Source organism: Arthrobacter globiformis, from assembly GCF_030817195.1.
GTDB lineage: Bacteria > Actinomycetota > Actinomycetes > Actinomycetales > Micrococcaceae > Arthrobacter > Arthrobacter globiformis_D.
The window spans coordinates 5,069,647-5,092,652 of record NZ_JAUSYZ010000001.1 but is presented as its reverse complement, the minus strand read 5'-3'; the positions used below and the strand labels follow the sequence as shown (position 1 = coordinate 5,092,652).

17 protein-coding genes and 1 pseudogene are annotated in these 23,006 nt (G+C 67.0%); 12 read left to right on the top strand and 6 right to left on the bottom strand.

The genetic code is table 11. From position 1 onward, the window contains the following. The first annotated feature begins 52 nt into the window (after positions 1-52). Positions 53-1,285 carry a benzoate/H(+) symporter BenE family transporter gene (locus tag QF036_RS23395; RefSeq protein ID WP_307105584.1) on the top strand — a complete coding sequence of 411 codons (1,233 nt, stop codon included), beginning with the start codon at positions 53-55 and terminating at the stop codon, positions 1,283-1,285. Here the strand turns inward: QF036_RS23395 and QF036_RS23390 are convergent. From QF036_RS23390 to QF036_RS23370, 5 genes are all read right to left on the bottom strand, one after another. Next, entirely contained in the window at positions 1,282-2,139 is an 858-nt protein-coding gene (locus tag QF036_RS23390; protein ID WP_307105581.1) for a prephenate dehydratase, read from the bottom strand. The two genes, QF036_RS23395 and QF036_RS23390, sit on opposite strands and share 4 nt — an antisense overlap. An 87-nt stretch (positions 2,140-2,226) precedes the next feature. After that, positions 2,227-2,589: a cupin domain-containing protein gene (locus QF036_RS23385; protein ID WP_307105579.1), complete on the bottom strand. Its 363-nt coding sequence runs from the start codon at positions 2,587-2,589 to the stop codon at positions 2,227-2,229. Between the two features lie 122 nt (positions 2,590-2,711). Further along, positions 2,712-4,007 (bottom strand): ATP-binding protein, encoded by a 1,296-nt coding sequence (locus tag QF036_RS23380; protein WP_307105577.1) that lies wholly within the window; start codon positions 4,005-4,007, stop codon positions 2,712-2,714. 318 nt (positions 4,008-4,325) lie between these two features. Further along, positions 4,326-4,550 (bottom strand): sigma factor-like helix-turn-helix DNA-binding protein, encoded by a 225-nt coding sequence (locus QF036_RS23375; RefSeq protein ID WP_307105575.1) that lies wholly within the window; start codon positions 4,548-4,550, stop codon positions 4,326-4,328. Between the two features lie 93 nt (positions 4,551-4,643). After that, positions 4,644-5,387: a FadR/GntR family transcriptional regulator gene (locus QF036_RS23370; RefSeq protein ID WP_307105573.1), complete on the bottom strand. Its 744-nt coding sequence runs from the start codon at positions 5,385-5,387 to the stop codon at positions 4,644-4,646. Between the two features lie 212 nt (positions 5,388-5,599). Between QF036_RS23370 and QF036_RS23365 the strand changes: the two genes are divergently transcribed. From QF036_RS23365 to QF036_RS23330, 8 genes are all read left to right on the top strand, one after another. Then, positions 5,600-6,964 (top strand): MFS transporter, encoded by a 1,365-nt coding sequence (locus QF036_RS23365; RefSeq protein ID WP_307105572.1) that lies wholly within the window; start codon positions 5,600-5,602, stop codon positions 6,962-6,964. A gap of 191 nt (positions 6,965-7,155) precedes the next feature. Beyond that, positions 7,156-8,910 (top strand): dihydroxyacetone kinase family protein, encoded by a 1,755-nt coding sequence (locus QF036_RS23360; RefSeq protein ID WP_307105570.1) that lies wholly within the window; start codon positions 7,156-7,158, stop codon positions 8,908-8,910. After that, positions 8,907-9,377, top strand: a complete 471-nt coding sequence (locus tag QF036_RS23355; protein ID WP_307105569.1) for a ribose-5-phosphate isomerase — start codon at positions 8,907-8,909, stop codon at positions 9,375-9,377. Before QF036_RS23360 ends, QF036_RS23355 begins: the two co-directional genes overlap by 4 nt. Next, a complete protein-coding gene (locus tag QF036_RS23350; protein WP_307105567.1) occupies positions 9,361-10,212 on the top strand; it encodes a triose-phosphate isomerase family protein in 852 nt (283 codons plus the stop codon). The genes QF036_RS23355 and QF036_RS23350 overlap by 17 nt, the downstream gene beginning before the upstream one ends. Beyond that, positions 10,209-11,027 (top strand): sugar phosphate isomerase/epimerase family protein, encoded by an 819-nt coding sequence (locus QF036_RS23345; protein ID WP_307105564.1) that lies wholly within the window; start codon positions 10,209-10,211, stop codon positions 11,025-11,027. Before QF036_RS23350 ends, QF036_RS23345 begins: the two co-directional genes overlap by 4 nt. Position 11,028: 1 nt before the next feature. After that, entirely contained in the window at positions 11,029-11,889 is an 861-nt protein-coding gene (locus QF036_RS23340) for a phosphogluconate dehydrogenase C-terminal domain-containing protein (RefSeq protein ID WP_307105562.1), read from the top strand. A 402-nt stretch (positions 11,890-12,291) separates the two neighbouring features. Beyond that, complete coding sequence (locus QF036_RS23335) at positions 12,292-14,640, top strand: bifunctional SulP family inorganic anion transporter/carbonic anhydrase (protein WP_307105561.1); 2,349 nt, start codon at positions 12,292-12,294, stop codon at positions 14,638-14,640. Positions 14,641-14,885: 245 nt separating this feature from the next. After that, entirely contained in the window at positions 14,886-15,350 is a 465-nt protein-coding gene (locus tag QF036_RS23330) for a hypothetical protein (protein ID WP_307105559.1), read from the top strand. On the opposite strand, the gene QF036_RS23325 is transcribed toward QF036_RS23330, so the two are convergent. After that, entirely contained in the window at positions 15,300-18,722 is a 3,423-nt protein-coding gene (locus QF036_RS23325; RefSeq protein ID WP_307105557.1) for a DEAD/DEAH box helicase, read from the bottom strand. The genes QF036_RS23330 and QF036_RS23325 overlap by 51 nt on opposite strands. 249 nt (positions 18,723-18,971) lie before the next feature. On the opposite strand from QF036_RS23325, the pseudogene QF036_RS23320 reads away from it, so the two are divergent. The 3 genes and pseudogenes from QF036_RS23320 to QF036_RS23310 all read left to right on the top strand — a co-directional run bounded on the left by QF036_RS23320 (position 18,972) and on the right by QF036_RS23310 (position 22,914). Continuing rightward, a pseudogene (locus QF036_RS23320) lies at positions 18,972-19,764 on the top strand (DMP19 family protein). A 201-nt stretch (positions 19,765-19,965) separates the two neighbouring features. Next, positions 19,966-21,687, top strand: a complete 1,722-nt coding sequence (locus tag QF036_RS23315) for an Ig-like domain-containing protein (RefSeq protein ID WP_307105555.1) — start codon at positions 19,966-19,968, stop codon at positions 21,685-21,687. A gap of 204 nt (positions 21,688-21,891) precedes the next feature. Then, the gene (locus tag QF036_RS23310; RefSeq protein WP_307105553.1) at positions 21,892-22,914 is read left to right on the top strand and encodes a LacI family DNA-binding transcriptional regulator; all 1,023 of its coding nucleotides are present in this window, start codon (positions 21,892-21,894) and stop codon (positions 22,912-22,914) included. Positions 22,915-23,006: the final 92 nt, after the last annotated feature.

The window sequence follows — 23,006 nt, the reverse complement described above, 5'->3', positions numbered from 1 at the left end:
TGGACCCGATGACAAGGTGCCGGCAGGCCAGGCTCCGGTAACGTACTTTCACATGCCGCTGTCATCGCCCCGAATAACCCGCGTCCCTTTCTCCCCGGTTTCCGAGGGACCGGTAAGGCCGGTCGTGGCGGGCATCGTGACGGCGCTTGTCCGCTTCACCTCCACCTTCGCTGTGGTCCTCTCCGGCCTCCGTGCCGTGGGGGCAAACCCGCAGCAGGCGTCGAGCGGCCTCCTGGCACTCTGCCTGGCGGTGGGTGCGGGCGTCGTGCTCCTCGCCTGGCGGAGCCGGCTTCCGGTAACCCTTGCCTGGTCAACGCCGGGGGCCGCCCTGCTGGCCGTCGCCGGAATTCCCGACGGGGGGTGGGCCGCCGCCGTCGGCGCCTTTCTGGTGACCGGGGTTCTGATCGCTGTGACGGGGATGATCCGCCCTTTGGGCAGGCTCATCAGCAGCATCCCCACGCCCCTGGCGCAAGCCATGCTGGCGGGGGTTCTGCTGCCCCTGTGCCTTGCCCCCGTGGAGGCGCTGCAGACCGCTCCGCTGCTGGTGGTTCCGGTGCTGCTCTGCTGGCTGGTGCTGTCACGGTTCGCGCCCCGCTGGTCGGTGCCCGGCGCGCTGGCCGTGGCGCTCGCCGGCATCGTGGTCCAGCTGGTTGTTGAAGGACGGCCTGTGCCGGCGGACGGCCTGCTCCCGGCGATGGAGTGGACCACGCCTGCCTGGTCGCTCGGCGCCGTGGCGGGGATCGCCCTCCCGCTGTACATCGTCACCATGGCATCCCAGAACGTCCCAGGAGTGGCGGTGCTGGGGTCCTTCGGTTACCGGACGCCATGGCGTGCCTCCATGCTGGTCACCGGCGCCGGCACGTTGCTGGCCGCGCCGTTCGGCGGCCATGCCATCAACCTTGCCGCGCTCAGCGCCGCTTTGGCCGCCGGGGAGGAAGCAGGCGCAGACCGCGCCCGGCGCTGGGTGGCAGGCGTCGTGTCAGGACTGGCCTACCTCCTCCTGGGAGCCTTCTCCGCCGGGCTCGCCGCGCTGGTGGCTGCGGCTCCGCATGGGGTGCTGGAAGCCGTCGCCGGACTTGCCCTGCTGGGCACGCTCGCAGGCTCAGCCGCCTCGGCGCTGGCAGAACCGGGCGAGCGGACGGGCGCCGTCGTGACCTTCCTCGTGGCCGCATCTGGGATGAGCTTCATAGGCATCGGGGCAGCGTTCTGGGCCCTGCTGGCAGGGCTCCTGGTCCGGGAGTTCCTCAAGGACCGGAACAAGCCGCAGGGCAAAGCTGCGGGTTAGTTGCCAGCGGCCCGCTGTGTTCTGTGGTCGGCGGCCGGGTAGACGCCAAGGATCCACACCTCGGTGGTGAAGAAGTCCAGTTCCTCAAGGGCAAGCTTCAGCGGCAGGTCCTCGGGGTGGCCCTCCACATCGGCCATGAACATGGTTGCGGCAAACTCGTTGCCCACCATGTAGCTTTCAAGCCGCGTCATGTTCACGCCGTTGGTGGCGAAGCCGCCCAGGGCCTTGTAGAGGGCGGAGGGGACGTTCCGCACACGGAACACGAAGCTGGTGACTGCCGGGCCGGGCAGTGCCTCCCGGGTGGGCAGTTCGGTTTCCCGGGCCAGGACCACGAAGCGGGTGGTGTTGGAGGGATCATCCTCGACCGCCGAGGCCAGGACCTCAAGGCCGTACAGTTCGGCAGCGAGCGGCGGCGCGAGGGACAGCTTGGTGGGATCGTTCCACTCGCGCACCTCGCGCGCCGACCCGGCAGTATCGCCGGCGATCACGGGTTTCAGCCCGGCCTCGCGGATGAGCTTCCGGCACTGGCCCAGGGCATGGATGTGGCTGTGGACCTCGGTGGCACCCTCTATGGTGCTGCCCGGGATTCCGAGGAGATCAAAGTGGATGGGCAGGAAGAACTCTCCCACAATCTGCAGGCCCGAGTGAGGCAGCAGCAGGTGGATGTCCGCCACCCGGCCGGCGATGGAGTTCTCGATCGGGATCATGGCCAGATCCGTCTCGCCGCTGGACACCAGCTCGAAGGCGTCCTCAAAGCTGGCACAGGGAATGCTGTCCAGGCCGGGGTACATCTGCTTGCAGGCTATATCTGAGTTGGCGCCGGGCTCACCCTGGAACGCAATTTTCTGGGCCATGTTCCGTATGATGTCACGCCCGGCGCCGACTCATCCAAACGGCGCCACCTCACCCAAACGGTGGTTGGAGCGGCGCCGGCGTACTGGTCACCTCTTCGCGTAGTCCGCAAACCCCTGCCAGTCGATCACCACGCAGGCTTCATCGCCAACGGTCCAGGCATCATGTCCGGGCTGGATGATGCCGAAATCGCCAGGCCCGAACTCCATCTCCTCGCCGTCATCCATGACGACTTTCATGCGCCCGGAGATGAAATATCCCATGTGTGCGGCCTGGCAACTGTCCGTTTGCGCGATCGGTTTCACATGTTCCGACCACCTCCAGCCCGGCTCGAACGTGGCCCGGCCGACGCCGCCGCTCTCCATGTTGACCAGTTGGAGCTGGCCCTTGCCGCCCTCAAACGGCCGAGTCTCCTCGGGTGAGTCAAAACTCTTGCGGATTAGACCTGGCATCTTGACCTCCTGTTGTGGATGTTCCTGCTCTGGGGATGAAGGCTTGGACCGCGGATGCTGCTGCCTGCTATGCCACGTTGTAGGCCCGGCCGGGCGGCATGTCAAGGTCCGGATATATCGGTCTAGGTACGGGCCAGGCGCTCGATGTCCTCCCTGAATTCACTGACCATGGATTCGCTAACCGTGGCCTTGGTCTGGCTGACAGCCTTGAGGTAGCTGTCCGTCGTCAACGAGCCGTCAGCAGCATCTCCCGCGCCGTCAGGTGACGCTCGCACCGCGCACTCCAAAGCACGCTGCGACGCCTTCCGTGCGGCGAATTCGATGTCCGCGGGGGAAAAGCGTTCCGTTTGCCGGGCCAGGGCCGGAACATCCACGTGCCGGGCGGCGGCTTCCGGAATGTATTTCATCCAGATGGCCTCCCGGGCGGCGGGATCGGGCAGCCCGATGGGAATCACGTAATCGAACCGTCCGTGCCGCAAAAACGCCGTGTCCAAGGCACGGATGAAGTTGGTGGCGCAGATGAGTATCCGGCCCTCCTGCTCACGGAAAGCGGGAATGATCTTCAGCAGTTCATTCGTGACCCCCTGCAGGGGCGAGGGAGGCTTCCCGCCGCGCTGCGCCGCGATCTCCTCCACCTCATCAATGAAGACAACTGCATGGTCGAGGTGCGAAATGTCCTGGAAGGTCTGCCGCAACGCTGCGGCCAGCCCCCTCGGGTCCGAGGCCAGGCGGGACGGGGAAACCTCGACGAAAGGCCATTCAAGCCGCGAAGCCACAGCTTTCGCGAAGGTGGTCTTTCCGGTCCCCGGAGGCCCGAACAACATGACTGCGCGCGGCGGAACGACGCCTAGGGAGGCGGCAAGAACGGTCCGCGCGAGGGGGAGGATCAGCCGCTGCTCAATGAGTTCCTTCTCCTTGTGCATGCCCGCCATCGACTCCCACAGGCCCCGGGCGAGCACCCGGCCGCCCAGCTGGCTCAGCGGTCCTATCTCCTGGCGCTGGACCGGGACCACGCGCTCGAAATACAGGAGGCCGTCCTCGACGCCGTATTTGCTGTTTGAGAAGGCCCTGACGGGTGACTCGCTCGAGCGCACCAGCGCGGATATCCGAAGTACTCCGCGGGCCATGAGCCGTGACTCCAGGCCGGCAAGAAGCGCGCTGCCCAGCCCCTGGTCCCGCCAGTCTGAGGCTTGGGCGAGCATGATCACCCAGGCGCGGTCTTCTTCGATGTTGGCAGCAGCGGCTCCAATCAGCCGTTCGCCGGCGATTGCGACGACGGCCTGCTGATCCGTGCAGGCGGAAAGGACCTCGGACAGGCTGTAGACGGCGGGCTTGCCGGAATTCCGGGACTCCTGCCAGACCTCCACCAGCTGGTCAAGGTCCTCCGGGTGGAACTCGCGGAGGCGCCAGGGTTTCATGCGTCCTGCTCCGGACTCGGACGCCGGCGCAGCTGCGGGGGCAGGGACTGTGCCGGGCCGGCCATCAGTCGGTCTCCGGCCCGTTGCAGTAAAAGCAGTAGGCGGCGTCGTCGCAGATGTCATTCATTCGGGCGTCTTTGCCTTGATTCGTGCGGTAATCAGTAGCGGTGCTGGTCATGGAAGTCTCGTTCTCTCCTGGGGGCCGACTCCAAAAGTATGAGCCGGAAATCACATAAGATAAAGCGATCTTTTGCGTGCAATACAGGTCAGAAAAACCGTTGCTTTCCAGCCCTCACTCGGCAACCCGCAATCGTGGTCCTACGGGGTCTGTGCGCCTTGGTCAAGCAGCCGGCGGAGGGTCCTCAGGGCGGCGAGAGCCCGGTGGCTGACCAGGGCAGGGGAAATGCCGAACTGCGTTGCCACCTCGGCGACCGTGAGCCGCCCGTAATGCAGGGCGAGCAGGACGTCCCGCTGCTCCATGTCGAGCATCATCAGGGCCTGGCTGACGCGGGAGCCGGAAGGCTCGCTTTGGGCATTGACCATGGAGACAGGCTGACGCCATGGCCTTCGAGATTCCTGACGGGGCACACCCCCAAAATGGGCAGCCCGCCCGCTGCAGCCCCTACCCGGCGGCGCCTACTGGGCGGCGTCGAACCCCGCGAGCAGCCGCCGCGAGGCGGTCTGCATGTGTGAGCGCATCGTCGCGGTGACGGCGGCAGGATCATGGGCTTCCAGCGCGGTGAAGATTTCGCGGTGTTCTTTGAGGGCTGCGGCGGCGTGGCCTTCGTCGGTCAGGGCGCGGTCAACCCAGATGCGAAGCAGTGACCGAATGCTTTGCAGCAGTTCACGGAGTACCTGGTTGCCCGAGCTGACAGCGATCTCGCGGTGGAAGGCGGCGTCTGCCTCGACGAACGCGGCCAGGTCTTCGAGGCTGTCTTCCATGGTCTGCAGGTTGGTGCGCATGCGGTCCAGTGCTGCGTCGTCGATGCGTTCAGCGGCCAGCTGCGCTGCCTGCACCTCGAGCCCGCTCCTTAGCTCCACCAGCTCGCGGGTGCGGGGAGCGCCGAGCATAAGTCCCCAGCTCAGGGTGCGGGGCAGCAGTTCCGAGATGCCGTCCCGCAGGTACGTTCCCGATCCTGGCCTGACGATCACAATGCCCAGGATCTCCAGGGCCGCCAATGCTTCGCGGACGGCTGACCGGCCCACACCGAGGGAGGCGGCAAGCGTCCGCTCGGCCGGGAGCCTGGTTCCGACTGCTATGTCTCCGCTGGTGAAGTAGGCCAGCAGTCGTTCCGCAACCTCGGACACCACCGACCCCTGTTCCATGGGACCGAGGGCGGCGCTGATCTTGGCCGTAGCGGCTGCGGAGTTTTCGGACATCTTCAAAGCGTAGCAACCGGCTGACCAATTTCCGGGGAAAACGACTCGAGCGCGGAAAGACGTCAACCGGTTGACCAATTTGACGTTGCGGCCGTATGGTTGGTCTCACAACGCGTAGCCAATGCCGGTCTCCTTCCGGCGGACGGCATTGAGACAGCCCCCAAGCATCCAGAGCAGGACGCGGCCGGGGACACCAACACCTAGGAGTCAATGTGGACACCACACAATCGGTGGTCGAAAGATCTGCAATCAGGAAAGTGGCAATCCGGCTGGTGCCGTTCGTCGCTTTGATGTTCTTCATCAACTACCTGGACCGCACGGCCATCTCCTTTGCCGGCCCCAACGGCATGAACACAGACCTGGCCCTCGGCGCGGCGCAGTTCGGTTTCGCGTCCGGCGTCTTCTTCATCGGCTACATCCTGCTCGAGGTCCCCAGCAACCTGGCCCTGCACAAGTTCGGCGCCCGGCGCTGGCTGGCCCGCATTATGGTCAGCTGGGGCATCGTCTCGCTCCTGTTCACCTGGGTTGGCAACGTTGAGCAGCTCTACATCCTGCGCTTCATCCTCGGTGTGGCCGAGGCCGGCTTCTTCCCGGGAGCCATCCTCTTCCTGAGCCTCTGGGTTCCGGCACGGCACCGCAGCAAGATCCTCGCCCTCTTCTACCTGGCCCAGCCGCTGACCACTGTCATCGGTGCCCCGCTGGCCGGCCTCCTCATCCAGCAGCACGGCCTGTTTGGCCTCGCCGGCTGGCGCGTCATGTTCTTCGGCGTTGCGCTCCCCGCGATCATCATCGGTGTCATCGCATGGTTCTACCTGGCAGACTCCCCGGCAAAGGCCAAGTGGCTCACCACTGAAGAAAAGACCTGGCTGACCGGTGCCCTGGAGAAGGAAAAGAACGAAACCGCCGCAAGCAACAAGCACGTCAGCGTCCGCACCGTCTTCGGCAACGGCCGTGTTTGGATGCTGTCCGCCATCTACTTCGGCTTCATCTACGGCCTCTACGCCCTGGGGTTCTTCCTGCCCACCATCATCGCCGGCTTCGAAGGGCTCTACGGTACCAAGTTCGATGTGCTCCAGAAGGGGCTCATCACCGCGATCCCGTACCTGCCGGCAGCGTTCGCGCTCTACTTCTGGTCCAAGGACGCCACGAAGCGCGGCGTGAAGACCTGGCACATCGCCCTTCCGGCCCTCATCGGCGGCCTGAGCATCCCGCTGGCCCTGTTCGCCGGCTCCCCGGCAGCCACCATCGCCGTCATCACCATCACGGCCATGTCCATCTTCGCGGCACTGCCCAACTTCTGGACCGTTCCCACCCAGTTCCTCACGGGTGCGGCCGCCGCTGCCGGCATCGCCCTGATCAACACCGTGGGCAACCTGGCAGGCTTCAGCGCCGGCTACATCACCGGCTGGCTCAAGGACTGGACCGGCAACTACACCGTTCCGATGTTCGTCGTCGGCGGCTTCATGCTCCTGTCCTGCATCCTGATGGTGGCCCTGAGCCGCTCCGGCAAGGTCAGTGAGGGCGTGCCCGCCGAGGCGCTGGACCCCACGGGCGCAGGACACCACTCCGAGCCCTAGGTTCCACCGGCACCCAAAGCCGGTTGCGCCCTCTGCCAAGGAGGGCGCAACCACACCAAACCGATTTCGCTCCCCAACCGCCCCAAACCTCGCAAGCTCGGTCAGGGAACCCGGCGGTCGGGGCCCCAAGCTCAAGCGCCGGATTTCGACGAGCTCAACCACCGGCCCACAGCCCTTCAGGAGAAACCGCAATGACCCGCCTGTTCAATGAACCCGCAGCGTTTGCTGATGAGATGATCGAGGGCTTTGTTGCCTCGCACGGCCGGTGGGTGCGGCGCGTTTCCGGCGGCGTGGCCCGCAGCACGAAGAGCACCCCGGACACTGTGGCACTGGTGATCGGCGGCGGCTCCGGCCACTACCCGGCGTTCGCCGGCCTGGTGGGGCAGGGCCTGGCCCACGGCGCCGCGATGGGCAACCTCTTCGCGTCCCCCTCGGCACAGCAGGTCTACAGCGTGGCCAAAGCCGCCAACAACAACGGCGGCGTCCTGCTGGGCTACGGCAACTACGCCGGCGACGTCCTGCACTTCACCCAGGCCCAGGAGCGCCTTCGCCGTGAGGGCATCGACTGCCGCAGCATCGCCGTTACCGACGACGTCTCTTCCGCTCCGCTGGAGGAGCGCGGCAAGCGGCGCGGCATCGCCGGGGACCTGACCGTCTTCAAGGTCGCGGCCGCCGCGGCCGAGGCCGGCTACAGCATGGACCGCACAGTCGAAATCGCCGAACGCGCCAACGACCGCACCCGCTCCTTTGGCGTCGCGTTCACCGGCTGCACCCTTCCCGGGGCCGAGAACCCGCTGTTCACCGTCCCCGAGGGGCGGATGGCCGTGGGCATGGGCATCCATGGCGAGCCCGGCATCGATGAGACAGAGATCCCGACGGCGGATGAGCTCGCCGAACTGCTCGTGGCCAAGCTCCTCACCGAGGTTCCCGAGGGCCTTGAGGCCAAGGGCGCCCGTGTGGTGCCCATCCTCAACGGCCTGGGCAGCGTCAAGTACGAGGAACTGTTCGTGGTCTACCGCCGCGTCGCCCAGCTCCTGGCCGAGGCGGGACTGGAAGCCGTTGACCCGCAGGTCGGCGAGCTGGTCACCAGCTTCGACATGGCCGGCACCTCGCTGACCCTGTTCTGGCTGGACGAGGAACTCGAAACCCTCTGGAACGCACCATGCGATGCTCCCGCCTTCCGCCGCGGCGCGGCCACGGCCGCAGCCCTGGAAGCCGGCGACGTCGATCTCGCCGAGGCCGAGGCGTCCATCCCGGAAGCCACGGACGAGTCGCGCGCAGCTGCAGTCCGCGTCCTGGCCGCCCTCGGTGCCGCCAAGGACGTCATCGATGCGAACGTCGAGGAACTGGGCCGCATCGACGCGATCGCCGGCGACGGTGACCACGGCATCGGCATGGAGCGCGGTGTCCGGGCAGCGGTCGAGGCCGCAACGGACGCCGTCGAACGCGGTGCCGGTGCGGCCAGCACCCTGCACTTGGCCGCCGACGCCTGGGCCGACCGGGCCGGCGGCACCTCCGGTGCGCTCTGGGGCATGGCCCTGCGGGCCATCGGGGACGCCATCGGGGACAGCACCACGCCCGACGCCGGCGCTGTCGCCACCGGAGTCGCCGGCGCCGCGGCCGCGATCATGGGCTTTGGCAAGGCCAAGGTGGGCGACAAGACCCTCGTGGACGTGCTGGTTCCGTTCCGCGACGCCCTGTCCGCCGCCGTCGACTCCGGGCAGTCCCTCACCGACGCCTGGGGCGCGGCGGCCACCGTCGCCCAGCAGGCCGCCGAGGGAACCGCCAACCTGCTGCCCCTCATGGGCAGGGCGCGCCCGCACGCCGAGAAGAGCCTGGGCACCCCCGACGCCGGCGCCGTATCCATGGCGCTGATCGTCCGCGCCATCCACAACACCTTCGCCGAGGCGAAAGCTGCAGCAACCACCACTAAGGAGAACGCATGAGCGCCAAACTGCGCCTGGTCGTCGGTTCCGACGACGCCGGATTCGAGTACAAGGAAGCCCTGAAGGCGGACCTGGAAGCCAGTGACCTGGTCGAGTCCGTGCAGGACGTCGGAGTGGACGCCACCAGCCACACCCCGTACCCGTCCGTGGCCATCGCCGCCGCCGAACTCATCGCCGCCGGCAAGGCCGACCGCGCCCTGCTGGTCTGTGGCACGGGCCTGGGCGTGGCAATCGCCGCGAACAAGGTCCCCGGTATCCGCGCCGTTACCGCGCACGACTCCTTCTCCGTTGAGCGCTCCATCCTGAGCAACAACGCCCAGGTCCTCACCTTCGGCCAGCGCGTCGTGGGCCTGGAACTCGCCCGCCGCCTCGCCAAGGAATGGCTGACCTACACCTTTGACGAGTCCTCCGCCTCCGCCGAGAAAGTCACCCTGATTAAGGACTACGAAGGTGTCACTTTCTGCTAACAAGGCCTCCAAGCCCAAAGCCATCATCGGCGTCAGCCTGAAGATGTACTTCGGCTACGAGCGCACCCTGGACTGGTGCCGGGACGTGGCGGGGATCGCCTCGGCCCACCCGGCCGTCCGCAGCGGCGACATTGAACTGTTCGCCCTGCCGGCACATCCGGTGCTGCCCGAGTGCGCGCGGATCATGTCCGCCGCCGGGGCGGCCGCCGGTGCCCAAGATATTTTCTGGGAGGACGAAGGAGCCTTCACCGGCGAGGTCAGCGGCAAGATGGTGGCCGAAACCGGCGGCCGGTACGCCGAGGTGGGCCACGCCGAGCGGCGCCGCATCTTCGGTGAGGACGACGACGTAATCGGGCTGAAGACCGCTGCCGCCTACCGCAACGGCCTCACCCCGGTGCTGTGCGTGGGAGAACCCGGCCGCGGCACCGCGGCGGATGCCGTCAAGTACTGCATCCGTGAAATTGACGGCGTCCTGAACCGTGCCGGAAGCCTCGGCAGCACCGGGCGCACCATCGTGGCCTACGAGCCGCAGTGGGCCATCGGCGCAGCCGAACCGGCGTCGCCGGAGTTCATCAGCGAAGTCATCACCGGCCTGGACGCCCACCTGCGCAGCCGCCCGGGCCAGGAAGACAGCCGGGTCATTTACGGCGGCAGCGCCGGCCCCGGCCTCATCAGCCAGCTCGGCCCCGCCGTCACCGGACTGTTCCTGGGCCGCTTCGCCCACAACCCGTCCGCGGTGCGGGACATCCTGGATGAGGCCGCGGCCCGTCTTGGACTCACGGAGCCCGGCCTGCTGGAACCCGCGCTGCTGGAACCCGTTGGGGGCCGGGCATGAACGCCACGGTTGGCCAGGGTTCACGGATTGGCCTGAGCAGCTACGCCTTCTTCTGGCAGCTTTCGGATCGGGTCAGCAAGCCGCTGAGCATCCACGAGGCGCTGGAGCGGACCGCGGCCCTGGGCGTGGACCTGTTCCAGATCTGCGACTACGCACCGCTGGAAACCATGACCGAGGAGGAACTGCGGGCCGTGCGGGCCACCGCCGACTCGCTCGGGATCAGCCTCGAGCTGGGCACCAAGGGGATCCGGCCGGAGCACCTGCGGAAGTTCCTGCACATCGCCAGGATCCTCGGGGCGCCGCTGCTGCGGACCATGTTCAACACCCCGGGCCACACCCCGACGGCGGACGAGGCGGTGGAGATCTTCAGCGAGGTCCTGCCCGAGTTCAAGGCGGCCGGGGTGCGGATCGCGGTGGAGACCTACGAGCAGGTCCCGACCTCCCGGATCATGGAGGTCGTGGAGCGCGTCGGAAGCCTGTACCTGGGCATCTGCAGCGACCCGGCCAATACCGTGGCGGCCCTGGAGCCGCCGCGTGAGGTGATTGACGCCGTCGCACCCCATGTCCTGAACATGCACATCAAAGACTTTGCGTTCAGCCGCAAGGAGGGGTGGGTCGGGTTCACATACTCCGGCGCGCCGCTCGGCGAAGGCCTTCTGGACTACGACTACATGGTCCGGAAGCTCCAGCCCAAAGAAAGAAACATCAACCAGATCGTCGAACACTGGCTGCCGTGGCAGGACTCCGAGGACGAAACTATCCGCCTCGAAAACCAGTGGACCAAGCAAAGCCTCGATTTCCTAAGGAGCAAATGAAATGTCTGCAGAACAGTTGACCGTCGCCGTGATCGGAGCCGGAGGCAAGATGGGGATGCGCGTTTCCCGGAACCTCCAGAAGTCCAGCCACACCGTGTTCTACTCCGAGAACTCACCCGCCGGCCAGGACCGCGTCCGCGCCGAAGGCCGTGAAATCACCGCCACCGACGAAGCCGTCAAGGGCGCCGACGTCGTAATCCTCGCCGTTCCGGACACCGTCCTGGGCGTCGTGTCCGAAGGCGTCGTTCCGCAGATGAAGTCGGGCGCCATCCTCCTCACGCTCGACCCGGCTGCCGCCTACGCCGGCCTGCTCGCCCAGCGCGAGGACGTCGTGCAGGCCGTGGCCCACCCCTGCCACCCGTCCGTGTTCCTGGAGCGCACCACCAAGGAAGAATGGGCCGACACCTTCGGTGGCCAGGGCGCCCCGCAGAACGTCGTCGCCGCGATCGACGAGGACGCTTCGGAAGCCACAAAGGCTGCCGCCGAGGCCACCATCCGCGTCATCTACGCCCCCGTGATCGACGTCCACTGGGTCACCGTGAAGCAGCTCGCCATCCTTGAGCCCACCCTGGTGGAGACCGTGGCCTGCATGATCGGCACCCTGCTCAACGAAGCGCTGCACGAGACCGTCCACACCGCCGGCGTGCCCGAGGAAGCTGCCAAGGCCATGCTGTTCGGCCACGTGCAGATCGCCCTCACCAACGCACTGCGCGGCTCCAACCCGTTCTCTGAGGCCTGTGAAATCGCCATCCAGTACGGCAAGGACACCATCATCAAGGACGACTGGAAGAAGATCTTCGACGACTCCGAACTCGACAGCGTCATCGCCAAGATGCTGAAGCTGGACGCCGTCAAGCGCTAACGCCGCCTGACAGCACCGGCTTAAACAGCAGTGGATCCATCCCCCGGGACGGGTCCACTGCTGTTTAACAGGCCCTCAATAACCGACCTGGTGGCCGTCCGGGCGGCCGCGGCACCCGCCGTCGGAAATTCTTTTCTCCGGTGAACACATGGTCACCCGTGCGTGGAAGCCGTGTGACTTGAACGGCGACCGGTTTTCCTGCCCGGCGTGGAGCCCATGCGCCATGGGGAACACCGCATTTGGAGGTGCTGCGGACTTTATGCAAACGAATGGATTAGTGCACTAGTTTTCGCTTTATGTCCCGCTTGACCTCGTGTTTCTTCTCACGGGCGGTCCCCTTGCGGCCTGTGTCAGGGCGTCAATAGCGTGGATCGGGACCCTTCGAACGAGCTAAGGACTTATATGCCCTCCCCAGCCGCCATGGATCCAGACCCCATCCACCCCGGCAGGAGCCGGATACCAGTCCTGGCACGCCTGACGGCGGGCCTTCGCTGGGACCTGCCGGCCTCCCTCGTGGTGTTCCTCGTTGCCGTTCCGCTGTCGCTCGGCATCGCCGCGGCGTCGGGCGCCCCGGTCATGGCCGGACTGATCGCGGCCGCAGTCGGCGGCATCGTGGCCGGCAGCCTGGGCGGAGCACCGCTGCAGGTCAGCGGCCCCGCTGCGGGCCTGACGGTCATCGTCGCCGGCCTCATCGAACAGTTCGGCTGGCCCGTCACCTGTGCCATCACCGTGGCGGCCGGGGTTCTGCAGGTCCTGCTGGGGATGGCACGGGTGGGACGCGTCGCGCTGGCCATCGCACCCGTGGTGGTGCATGCCATGCTTGCCGGCATCGGCATCATCATCGTCCTGCAGCAGCTGCACGTGATGCTCGGCGCCGAAGCGGGCGAAGCCGCACTGCACAACATCCTGGCCCTGCCGGACAGCCTGGCAGCCGTCGACCCGCAGGCCGCCTTCCTGGGGGCTGTGGTCATCGCGCTGCTCGCCGGATGGAAGTACATGCCGGCCGCACTCCGCCGGGTGCCCGGTCCGCTCGTTGCCGTTGTGGCAGCAACCCTGCTGTCGCTGCCCTTCAATTCCGACGTCGACCGGATCACCTTTGACGGGTCGCTGCTGGATGCCCTCTCGCTTCCGCACCTGCCGCAGGGGGAGTGGACCGCCATCGCGGTGGGCGTTGTCACCATCGCCCTGGTGGCCAGCGTGGAGTCGCTGCTGTCCGCCGTCGCCGTCGACAAGATGCACCACGGCGAGCGTACGGATTTCAACCGCGAGCTTCTCGGCCAGGGCGCCGCCAACGTGACGTCGGGCATGCTGGGCGGGCTTCCCGTCACCGGCGTGATCGTGCGCAGCGCCACCAACCTTGAGGCGGGCGCGCGGACCCGCAAGTCTGCCATCCTGCACGGCATCTGGGTGCTGGTCTTTTCGCTGCTGCTGGCGGGAGTCATCCAGCTGGTGCCCGAGGCCGTGCTCGCCGGGCTGCTCATCATGATCGGCATCCGGCTCGTGAAGGTGGCCGATTTCCAGACGGCGCGTGTCACCGGTGACCTGGCCGTCTACGCCGCCACGCTGCTCACCGTGGTGTTCGTCAACCTTCTCGCCGGGGTGCTGATCGGGCTCGCCCTGGCTGTGCTGCTGGTCGTATGGCGCGTGGTCCGGGCCAGCATCCACGCGGAGCCCCTCGGCGGTGCGGCTGAAGGCCGCTGGCGGGTGGTCATCGACGGGTCCTGCACGTTCCTGTCGCTTCCCCGCCTGAGCAAGGTGCTGGCCGCGGTTCCGCCAGCGGCCCACGTCACGGTGGAGCTCGACGTCGACTACCTGGACCACCCGGTCCACGACACCCTGGAGGCCTGGCGCGTGAGGCACGTCAATAATGGCGGCAGCGTCGAGATCGAGGAAACCGGCACCGCCACCCTGCACGCCGCCCTGGCGGGAACTCCCGCCCGCGGATCATCGCGCTCCGCGCTGCGCGGCGGCTTCGCGCCGTGGCGGAGCTGGCAGCGGAACACCGCACCGCTGGCCGCAGAGGCCGCCGGGCACGTCCCGGCACCGGTGCGCTCGGTGCTCAACGGCGTGGACAGCTACCACCGCCGCCACGCCCACCTGCTCCGCCCGCACGTCCAGGAACTGTCCACCTTCCAGGATCCCGACACGCTGTTCATCACCTGCGCCGACTCCCGGCTGGTGCCCAACCTGATCACCAGCAGCGGCCCGGGGGACCTGTTCACGGTCCGGAACGTGGGCAACGTAGTGGGGAGCGGCCGCCTCGAACCGTCGGTTGAGGCATCCCTGAAGTTCGCCCTCGACGAGCTGTCCGTCACGTCGGTGGTGGTGTGCGGCCACTCCAGCTGCGGAGCCATGACCGCCCTGCTCGCCGGACCTGGCGCAAACCAGAAAGCCGCAGACCAGAAGGCCGCAGACCAGAGCCCGGAAGGGCAGGAGGAGCGTTGCCCGGTCGAGTCCTGGCTGGAGCACGGCCGGCCGAGCCTCGAGTCGTTCCATGCCGGCCACCCCGTCCGGATTGCCGCCGAGCAGGCCGGGTACGGCGCGGTGGACCAGCTGGCCATGGTCAACGTTGCCGTCCAGCTCGAGCGGCTGCAACGGCACGCCAGCTTGCAGGACGCCGTCCGGAGCGGTCACGTCCATGTGACGGGGCTGTTCTATGACATCGCCACGGCCCGGGTCCTGCAGATCACGCCCACCGGCATCAGCCACTTGGATCCGCTGCCGCGGGCCGAGGAGCTGTCCCCGGCCTGACGAGCGCGCCAAACCACATCTGAATGAAGTACGCAGTTCGGCGGCCAGTCAACGACCGCCGAACTGCGTACCGGTGGGTGGAGGCGAGTGATGCTGGCGGCAAAGACGAGTAGCCGGCCCTCGTGACATGCCTGGCGGCGCAGCCTTGAATGGTCTGACACACCCAGGCGGTGCAGGAGTGGCGCAGGCGGCTGTGCCAACAGAAGCGCAAGCGACGGAGGAGACGACATGGAACGGTGCAGGCCATGAGTTCCGGACTGGTCTCGGCGGTACAGTTCGCCGGGTCCCTGACAGGGTCCATCCTGCTCACGCTGGGACAGGCTGTGGTGGTGGTCTGCGCCTGTTCCGACATGGTCCGCCTGCTCTCCGTGCCGCGCTCCCACCGGCGGTACCTGGCCAACACGGTCTTCCGCACCCTGGCCCCGCCGGCGATCCTTGCCGTCGCGGTGAGGGCGCTGCTCGATGCTGCCTCCGGCGTGTGGCCGAGCGTTACAGCCGGGATGTTTGTGCTGGTGGTGCTGATCTACCGATGGCGCACCGACACGGATGAGGACAGCTGGTGGAAGGGCAAGGGCAAGGCCCTGGGAAGGTGGTTCAGCAGGCGGACCACCTTCGGGCTCCGGCCCGCCCCGGCCGCAGCGATGTCTTCCGGGGGATCCTCAGTCCTTGAAGAGCCCCGCCAGGTCCTCCGCCGTGAGCGCACCGCCTGAGAGGGCATCCCCCTCCATCACGTCCGCGAACAGCTGCGACTTCTTGGCCTTGAGCGCCATGACCTTCTCCTCGATGGTGTCCTTGGCCACCAGCCGGTACACCATGACATTCCTGGCCTGGCCGATGCGGTGCGTGCGGTCCACCGCCTGCGCCTCTGACGCCGGGTTCCACCACGGGTCGAGCAGGAACACGTAGTCTGCCTCGGTCAGGTTGAGGCCGAATCCGCCGGCCTTGAGGCTGATCAGGAACACCGGTGCGCTGCCGTTCTTGAACTCGTTGACGACGTCGGTACGGTTCCGGGTGCCGCCGTCGAGGTAGCAGAACTCGATGTTCTCCTCGATGAGGCGCTCGCGGACCTTGCCGAGGAAGCCGGTGAACTGGCTGAAAATGAGGGCGCGGTGGCCCTCGGCCACGAGGTCCTCCAGCTGTTCGAACAGCACGTCCAGCTTGCTCGACCGCACGCCGGACAGGGACTCATCCACCAGCGAGGCGTCCAGGCTGAGCTGGCGCAGCAGTGTCAGCGACTGGAAGATGGTGAAGCGGTTCTTGTTCACGTCCTCGATGAGGCCCAGGATCTTTTGCCGCTCGCGCTGCAGGTGGGTCTGGTAGACCTTCTGGTGCCGCGGGTTGAGCACCACCTCAAGGACCTGTTCCTGCTTGGGCGGCAGGTCCTTGATGACCTGCTCCTTGGTGCGGCGCATCATGAGCGGACGGACCCGACGGCGGAGCTTGTCCAGCTGCCCCTTGTCGCCGTTCTTTTCCACCGGCTTCTGGTAATACTCCGCGAACCGCGAAGGGCTGGCGAACAACCCGGGCGCCACGATGGACGTCAGGGCCCAGAACTCCATGAGGTTGTTCTCCAGCGGGGTGCCGGTGATGGCCAGCTTGAATGCCGCCGGAAGCTTGCGCGCGCACTGGTAGGCCTTGGACTGGTGGTTCTTGACGAACTGGGCCTCGTCCAGCACCAGCCCGGCCCAGCGGCGTCCAGCATAGGATTCGTAGTCGATCCGGAACAGTGCGTAGGACGTGATGACGATGTCCGCACCGGCCATGGCCTCGGCGGGATCGGCGCCGCTCTTGGCGAACGTTTCGCCGACGGCACGGACCGTAAGGCCGGGCGCGAAGCGGGCGGCCTCGGCCTCCCAGTTGCCCACGACGCTGGTGGGGGCCACCACCAAAAACGGCGTCCCGCCGTCGTCCGCTGTTGTGGCGTCCGTGTCCTTAACGTCCCCGGAAGACGCGGAAGATGCGGCATGTTCCTTGGCCGCGCACATCAGTGCCAGCGCCTGCACGGTCTTTCCCAGGCCCATGTCGTCGGCGAGCACACCGCCGAGGCTGTGGCGGTACAGGAAGCTCAGCCAGTTGTAGCCCTCCAGCTGGTACGGGCGCAGCTCGGCGTTGAGGGTGGCCGGCAGCGGCAGGCCCTGGACTCCGTCCTTCAGCAGGCCGCCCACCGCCTCGCGCCAGGCTGCCGCCTGCTCGTCCACGATCCCCAGCTGGGCAAGCTCATCCCACAGGCCGGCCTGGAAGCGGCTGATCTGCAGCGGGGCGTCCTTGTTGTCCTGAAGACTGCGGGCCTCGTCGATCAGGGCCCGCAGCTGGTGCAGCTCCGGAAGGTCAAGGGAGAAGTAGGCGCCGCTGGGCAGGAGCATGCGCGTCTGTCCTGCGGCGAGGGCGGAGAAGAGGGCCGCAAAGGACACCGGCTGGCCCTCGAGGGTGATCACGATGCCAAGGTCGAACCAGTCGCGCTGGTCAGTGGCCTTCGTGGAAATCGCCACCACCGGCGCCTCTTCGGCCTCCCGGTAGTCCGCGATGTCGCCCGAGGTGTCCACGTCCACGCCGGGCGTGTTCCGCAGCCGGGGGAGCACCTCCTCCGTGAAAGCGAGGGTGTCCAGTCCGCTCAGCTCAGCGGTGGCCGCGAGCCGCGGCGTGCCCCAGCCGCCGGGGGCTGATTCGCCGAGCTTGGGCACCGCGTCCCACGGCTGGCCCACAGCCTCCAGGATCCGGGCTTCGGCCGGATCGTCACGGTAGCCGTGGTCGCCGGGGTGGCGCCAGAGCGGCTGGGCGGTGACGATGGTGCCGGACTTGTAGTGCCATTCCCAGTGCAGGCGCACTCGGTGGTCGGTGCCGTAGTTGGCCAGCAGCGAGAGCGTCGGGACGGCGAGCTCGGGCAGCTGGACGGACTCGTCCGCCGCCGTCACCCGTGCGGTCTGCTTGAGCTTGGGGTAGAAGCCGGTGAGGAAGCGCCCCTCATCCCGTGCCGGGATGTGCAGCGTGCTGCCCGCCGTGACGAAGGCCAGGAGCTCCTCGCTCAGTCCGCCCTCCAGCGGGGCGAGGGTGATGGTTTCGTCCGCGGCGACTCCCGGCAGCGTGTCCCCGCCGGAGGTGAGGAAAATGCCGTGCGCCGGGCGGCCGATGGTGCCCACCGACGCCGGATCAACCTCGGTGCCGTCGACAGTAATGGTGGACGCGAGCTCCAGGCCCCCCTCCTGGTTATCACTTCCGTAGCGGCCCAGGTTGAGGCCCACCGCCGCAGGCTCCGCCGCGACGTTCACGGGGTCCTGGCCGCGGCTGTGCACCAACGCGACGCCGATCTGCCGGGCTTCCTCCAGCAGGCCCCACAGGTTCTTACCGGCGAAGGTGTTCAGCCCCAGCCACAGGGACGACGACGAGTACGCGCGGTTCGCGCCGGCGGTGTGCGCGGCGAGGAAGGCTTGCATCCACTCCACGTGGGCCTGGTTGCACTCGCGCTTGAAGCTCAGGTAGCTCAGCGTGTTCCACGAGACGTCGCCACGGATCCATTTGCCCTTGGTGCCCATGATCACCGGGCGGGCCTTGAGCTGGCGGACGCTGCGGAGCGGATCCCGGCGGCCCGTGTAGGAGAAATGCGGGGCCGGTTCCTCCACCTCGAACTGCAGTGCCAGGGGAGTGCCGCCGCTTTGCTGGGCGGGGCCGGCCTGCGAAATCAGGGGGCTGAGCGCCTGCTCCCAGTCCGAGAGCGCCGGCATGGACTTTTCCCGCGACACCCGCGAGACGTCGGCGGGGGACAGCAACTGCACCCGCACGGCCGCGTTGTCCTCGGCCGCGAACAGGAGCGCGGCCACGTGCTTGCAGTCCTTGCGGACCGGACAGCTGCAGACGCCCACTGTGCAGCTCCAGCCGCCGCCCTTGCGGACCAGCTTGGCCGTGGTGGAGTACGGCACCTCGGAGCCGCCGCGGACCTTGCCGAGCATCAGGCCGGTGGCGGAGTCGAACGAGATCCCGGAGACGCGGCCGCCCATGGCATAGGCGAGCCCGGCCGCGAGGGAGCGGTCGTTGATCGCGGGGGTCTGGATTGCCAGTGCCGCACTGTCGTCCGGTTGGGAAGGCATGGGTGCGCGCTACTTTCGGCAGGTCGAAAATCTGCAGGTTATCTGATCCATCTTAGTCGGGCGGGAGGGGCCCTCAAATTTGCCGCCGCCCGCCGTCGGGCTCTCCCGTTTTGGTCCTGTTTTGTCCCTGCGGGATCTGCGGCGCAAACTTCGCCTGACGTTCACTTCGCCCTAAACCTGCGGCCAGCCGGCGGCGCGTACGTTGGGAGAGTCCCGAGCGTCACCAGCTTTCTGCAGTAAGGATTTCCCATGACCTCCAGCGAATACCCCGTTGTCCTGACCGTCGAAGGCGCCGCAGGCGGCGACGGGGAGCTCGTTGATTCCAACGTTGCCGTGGTGAACACCATGTACCAAGAGCTCCTCGGCTCGGCGGAGATCGCGCCCCCACGCCCTGCGCAGCTACTTCGTGGACTTCTACCTGACGCAGTCCCTGGGCGGCATGGGTGCCGCAGGGCACGTTGAGCTCTTCGACCGCACCGTGGAGGCATTCGACTCCCTGTCGGAGGAGGAAGCGGACATCTATCTCGACGGCGACGCCGACGACAGTGACGCCGATGAAGCCGGCGAGCTCCCGGAACGCGTGCAGGCCATGGAAGACCTCGACGCCGAATTCGAATCGCTCCTCGAAACGGAGGACATCGTGGCACTCAACGCGGCGTGGCTGCGCGGACAGGAAGGCCTGCTGGTCCTGGAAGACGACGAGCTCACCGCGCACATCGCCAAGCGCGTGGCGGCGCTGCCGGACCTCGAACAGCGGCGCGCCGAAGCCGAGGAAGAGGCCCTGGAGAACGCCCCGGAATTCGAGGTCATCATCCGCGAGCTGTGCGACATCGGCGGGTACGAGCTGCAGAAAATCACCATGGGCGATCCGAACTACGACCACAACGGCGAGACGGTGCTCGCATGGCGCTTCAGCACCGACCACGGCGACTTCCTCATGATCGAGGACGACGACGAGGCGTTCATGCTCAACCCGGACACCAAGGAAATCGTGGCCGCCGTCGAGTTCGAGGAACTGGGCGAGGACCTCGTGGAGGCGTAGCCCCGCGGGGCAAACCGGCGTTTGACCTTGTCGAAACCGGTTCTGCGGGACCCCTCAATGAGGGGTGCCGCAGCTCTTGGTTAAAGGTTTCCGCAGGGTGGCGTCCAGATACTGGCATCCTCTTCAGATCATGGACCTGAAGAGGATCACCTTGCTGGGTCTCGGCTGGGTGAAGTCTGGGGCCTTTGAGGGGAGCTTTCCATGAAATCTGCAAGAAATCGTCCGCGTCTGGCAGCCGCCGTCACGGCCGGCGCGCTGATTGCGCTGGCCGTTCCGACCGCTGCTGTTCCGGCCTTCGCCGTCATCAGTGACCCGGGTACGCACATCATCACTGTTTTCCCGGAACGGGACATGGTCTCGGCCGAAGGGTACGCGGACAGTGACCGTCCCACCATCCAGGTGCTTCGCGGCGGAACCGTCATCGGCACGGCCTCCAACCTGGTGCCTGTCGGCGGCATCGTGGAAGTCAACCATCCGCCCGCAGGATGCTGGGAAGGCACCACTCCGGACATCCGCTCGGGTGACGTGATCCGTGTTCTGACAGCGCCCGACGTCGGCGACCAGACGTTCGTCGGGAACGTCACCGTCACGCAGCCGGCCACGAAGACCGACGCCAGCACTGTGGTGATGAAGGGTACCGCTGTTGGGCCCGGCGGCGGGCAGCTTCCGGCGGACCAGCTGGAAGCCAGGGTCGTGGCAGCCAACCAGTCCTTCGCGCTGAACGGGCGGCGCACGTTGCGTGCTGGTGCCCCGGGTTCAGGGGAGGACGGCGTCATTGTTTACGACGGACCGGGCCTTACCACCTGGACAGCCACCTGGACGGGCCTCGGCGGCGTTGGTGCGGATGGCGTGTCCGACGCAGACCGCGCAACATCATCCACCACCGCGGAAAGCCGCGGCATGTGGCTGGGCCGCGACGCGGCGGCCGGCAACGAAGTCACGATTTTCGAGTACGGGGCCATCGGCGGACCTGCCGGCCCGGAGTGCACGGCGCCCTTGGCTAGCGGTCCGACCGTGCCCGACCTGACGGCCGCCAGCGACACCGGACGCTTCAACACGGACAACATTACGCGCAGCGCCACTCCCAGTTTCACTGGCGCGGCCTCCTTGCCGGACGCCACAACCGTCAACCTCTACATCGATGGCGTGGCCAGCGGCTCTGCATCGGTGGCCGCGAACGGCAGTTACTCGATCACGTCCAACCGGGCGCTGGGCAACGGGCGGCACACAGTCACCGCCGGCGAAGTCAGCGGCGGAATCGAAACGAGATCCGTCGGCTCCCTGGCTTTCACCGTCGACACTGTGGGTCCCGCGGTCACCGCCAAGGCACCGGCCGTCAACTCGCTGATGGTCAGCCAGACGGCCAACGTCACGGCAACCTTCAGTGAAGCCATCACGGGCCTGGGAACGGCATCCTTCACCCTGAAGAATTCCGCGGGAGCGCTCCTTGCGGCTCCGGTTTCGTGGAACGCCACCACCCGGGTGGCCACCCTGAACCCGAGTGCGACGCTGGCGGCTGACCGGAAGCACACCGCAACGTTGACTGCGGGCATCACGGACATCGCCGGCAACCCGATCGCTGCCAACTCCTGGGCGTTCACCACGGGACCGCGGCCGGTTGTGACCGCCAAGTCCCCGGCCACGAATGCCACGGCCGTCAGCCGCACCGCCAACGTCACCGCTACCATCAGTGAGAACGTGACCGGCGTAGCCAACGGAACGTTTGCCCTCCGGAACGCCGCCACCGGCGCCCTGGTGAGCTACGCCGTCAGCTACAACGCCACTAGCCGCGTGGCAACGCTGAACCCGAACGTGACACTGGCGGCCAACACGAAGTACACGGCCACAATTTCCGCCAGCATCAAGGATGCCGCCGGGAACCCGCTCAGCGGGCTCTCCTGGAGCTTCACCACCGGAAGGTAGCCGCACAGCATCACCGGATCTCCGGCCCGGTGCCGCCCGAAAGGGCGGTGCCGGGCCGGAGCCATGTCCGCTGGTTGAGCTTGTCGGGTACGCCCGCTGGTTGAGCTTGTCGAAACCAAAGGACGGGGAAGTGACGGTTGACACATGCAAAACGTTTTGTGTACTCTCATTCACACCGAACCAAAACGTTTTGCAAGGAAGTCGATGACGACGCGAGTAGGGATACGCGAAGTGGCCAAGGCCGCCGGAGTCTCAGTGACCACTGTGTCCCACGCACTCAACGACGCCACCAGCTCCCGGGTCAAAGCGGAAACCCAGCAGCACGTCCGGGACGTGGCCAGGAACCTTGGCTACGCTCCCAACCGGCTCGCCAGCGGGCTGCGCAACCAGCGCTCCCAGATCCTCGGCCTCGTCAGCGATGAAATCACCACCACGCCATTCGCCGGCGCCATGATCCGCGGAGCGCAGGACGCGGCCTACGAGCGGGGCTACGTGGTCATGGTGGTGAACTCGGGCCTGGACAGCGAGCTCGAACACCGCGAAATCACCATGCTTCAGCAACACCAGGTGGATGGCGTGGTCTACGCCAGGATGTACCACCAGAAGGCCCGGCTTCCCACGGAACTCGCGGGACTCCCGACGGTCCTTCTGGATGCAGTCACAGAGGATGGGTCCATTTCCTCCGTTGTTCCGGACGAGGTGGGCGCGGCCGAGAACGCTGTTGATGCTCTTATCCGGGCCGGTCACACCCGGATCGGGATGATCAACAACGAGGACGACATCCCCGCTACGCACGGCCGGCGAACGGGCTTCCTTAACGCCCTGCGACGGCACGGCCTGGAGCACGACCCCCGCCACTTCGTCATCGGAACGGCGCACACGCAGGGAGGCCGTGAGGCGGCGCTGGACCTTTTCGGCCAGCCTGACCGTCCCACCGCGCTGTTCTGCTTCAGCGACAGGGTGGCCATGGGCGCCTACCAAGCGGCCATGGCACTCGGGCTGCGCATTCCGGAGGACGTCTCCATCGTGGGCTTCGACAATCTGGAAATCATCGCGGACGCCCTCTGGCCAGGGCTCACCACGGTCGCCCTTCCCCACTATGACATGGGGCGCTGGGCCGTTGACCGCATCCTGGACGACATCGAGAATCCGGGGACGCCGGCAGTCCAGACACAGCTGGCGTGCCCTTTGATTGAGCGGGGGTCGGTGGGCCCGCCACCGGCTTAAGCCGCAGTCTGCCTGGGTAGCGAGGCTGGTGACCCGCCCGAGCAGCACACCCCCAGACACACACACCAACCACCAGTTCCGCCACCCGGAAT

What these genes read in the sequence shown, in the direction of transcription:
- QF036_RS23395 (WP_307105584.1), top strand. Translation starts at nt 53, where the DNA reads ATGCCGCTGTCATCGCCCCGAATAACCCGCGTCCCTTTCTCCCCGGTT.
- QF036_RS23390 (WP_307105581.1), bottom strand. Translation starts at nt 2,139, where the DNA reads ATGGCCCAGAAAATTGCGTTCCAGGGTGAGCCCGGCGCCAACTCAGAT.
- QF036_RS23385 (WP_307105579.1), bottom strand. Translation starts at nt 2,589, where the DNA reads ATGCCAGGTCTAATCCGCAAGAGTTTTGACTCACCCGAGGAGACTCGG.
- QF036_RS23380 (WP_307105577.1), bottom strand. Translation starts at nt 4,007, where the DNA reads ATGAAACCCTGGCGCCTCCGCGAGTTCCACCCGGAGGACCTTGACCAG.
- QF036_RS23375 (WP_307105575.1), bottom strand. Translation starts at nt 4,550, where the DNA reads ATGGTCAATGCCCAAAGCGAGCCTTCCGGCTCCCGCGTCAGCCAGGCC.
- QF036_RS23370 (WP_307105573.1), bottom strand. Translation starts at nt 5,387, where the DNA reads ATGTCCGAAAACTCCGCAGCCGCTACGGCCAAGATCAGCGCCGCCCTC.
- QF036_RS23360 (WP_307105570.1), top strand. Translation starts at nt 7,156, where the DNA reads ATGACCCGCCTGTTCAATGAACCCGCAGCGTTTGCTGATGAGATGATC.
- QF036_RS23355 (WP_307105569.1), top strand. Translation starts at nt 8,907, where the DNA reads ATGAGCGCCAAACTGCGCCTGGTCGTCGGTTCCGACGACGCCGGATTC.
- QF036_RS23345 (WP_307105564.1), top strand. Translation starts at nt 10,209, where the DNA reads ATGAACGCCACGGTTGGCCAGGGTTCACGGATTGGCCTGAGCAGCTAC.
- QF036_RS23340 (WP_307105562.1), top strand. Translation starts at nt 11,029, where the DNA reads ATGTCTGCAGAACAGTTGACCGTCGCCGTGATCGGAGCCGGAGGCAAG.
- QF036_RS23335 (WP_307105561.1), top strand. Translation starts at nt 12,292, where the DNA reads ATGCCCTCCCCAGCCGCCATGGATCCAGACCCCATCCACCCCGGCAGG.
- QF036_RS23330 (WP_307105559.1), top strand. Translation starts at nt 14,886, where the DNA reads ATGAGTTCCGGACTGGTCTCGGCGGTACAGTTCGCCGGGTCCCTGACA.
- QF036_RS23325 (WP_307105557.1), bottom strand. Translation starts at nt 18,722, where the DNA reads ATGCCTTCCCAACCGGACGACAGTGCGGCACTGGCAATCCAGACCCCC.
- QF036_RS23315 (WP_307105555.1), top strand. Translation starts at nt 19,966, where the DNA reads ATGAAATCTGCAAGAAATCGTCCGCGTCTGGCAGCCGCCGTCACGGCC.
- QF036_RS23310 (WP_307105553.1), top strand. Translation starts at nt 21,892, where the DNA reads ATGACGACGCGAGTAGGGATACGCGAAGTGGCCAAGGCCGCCGGAGTC.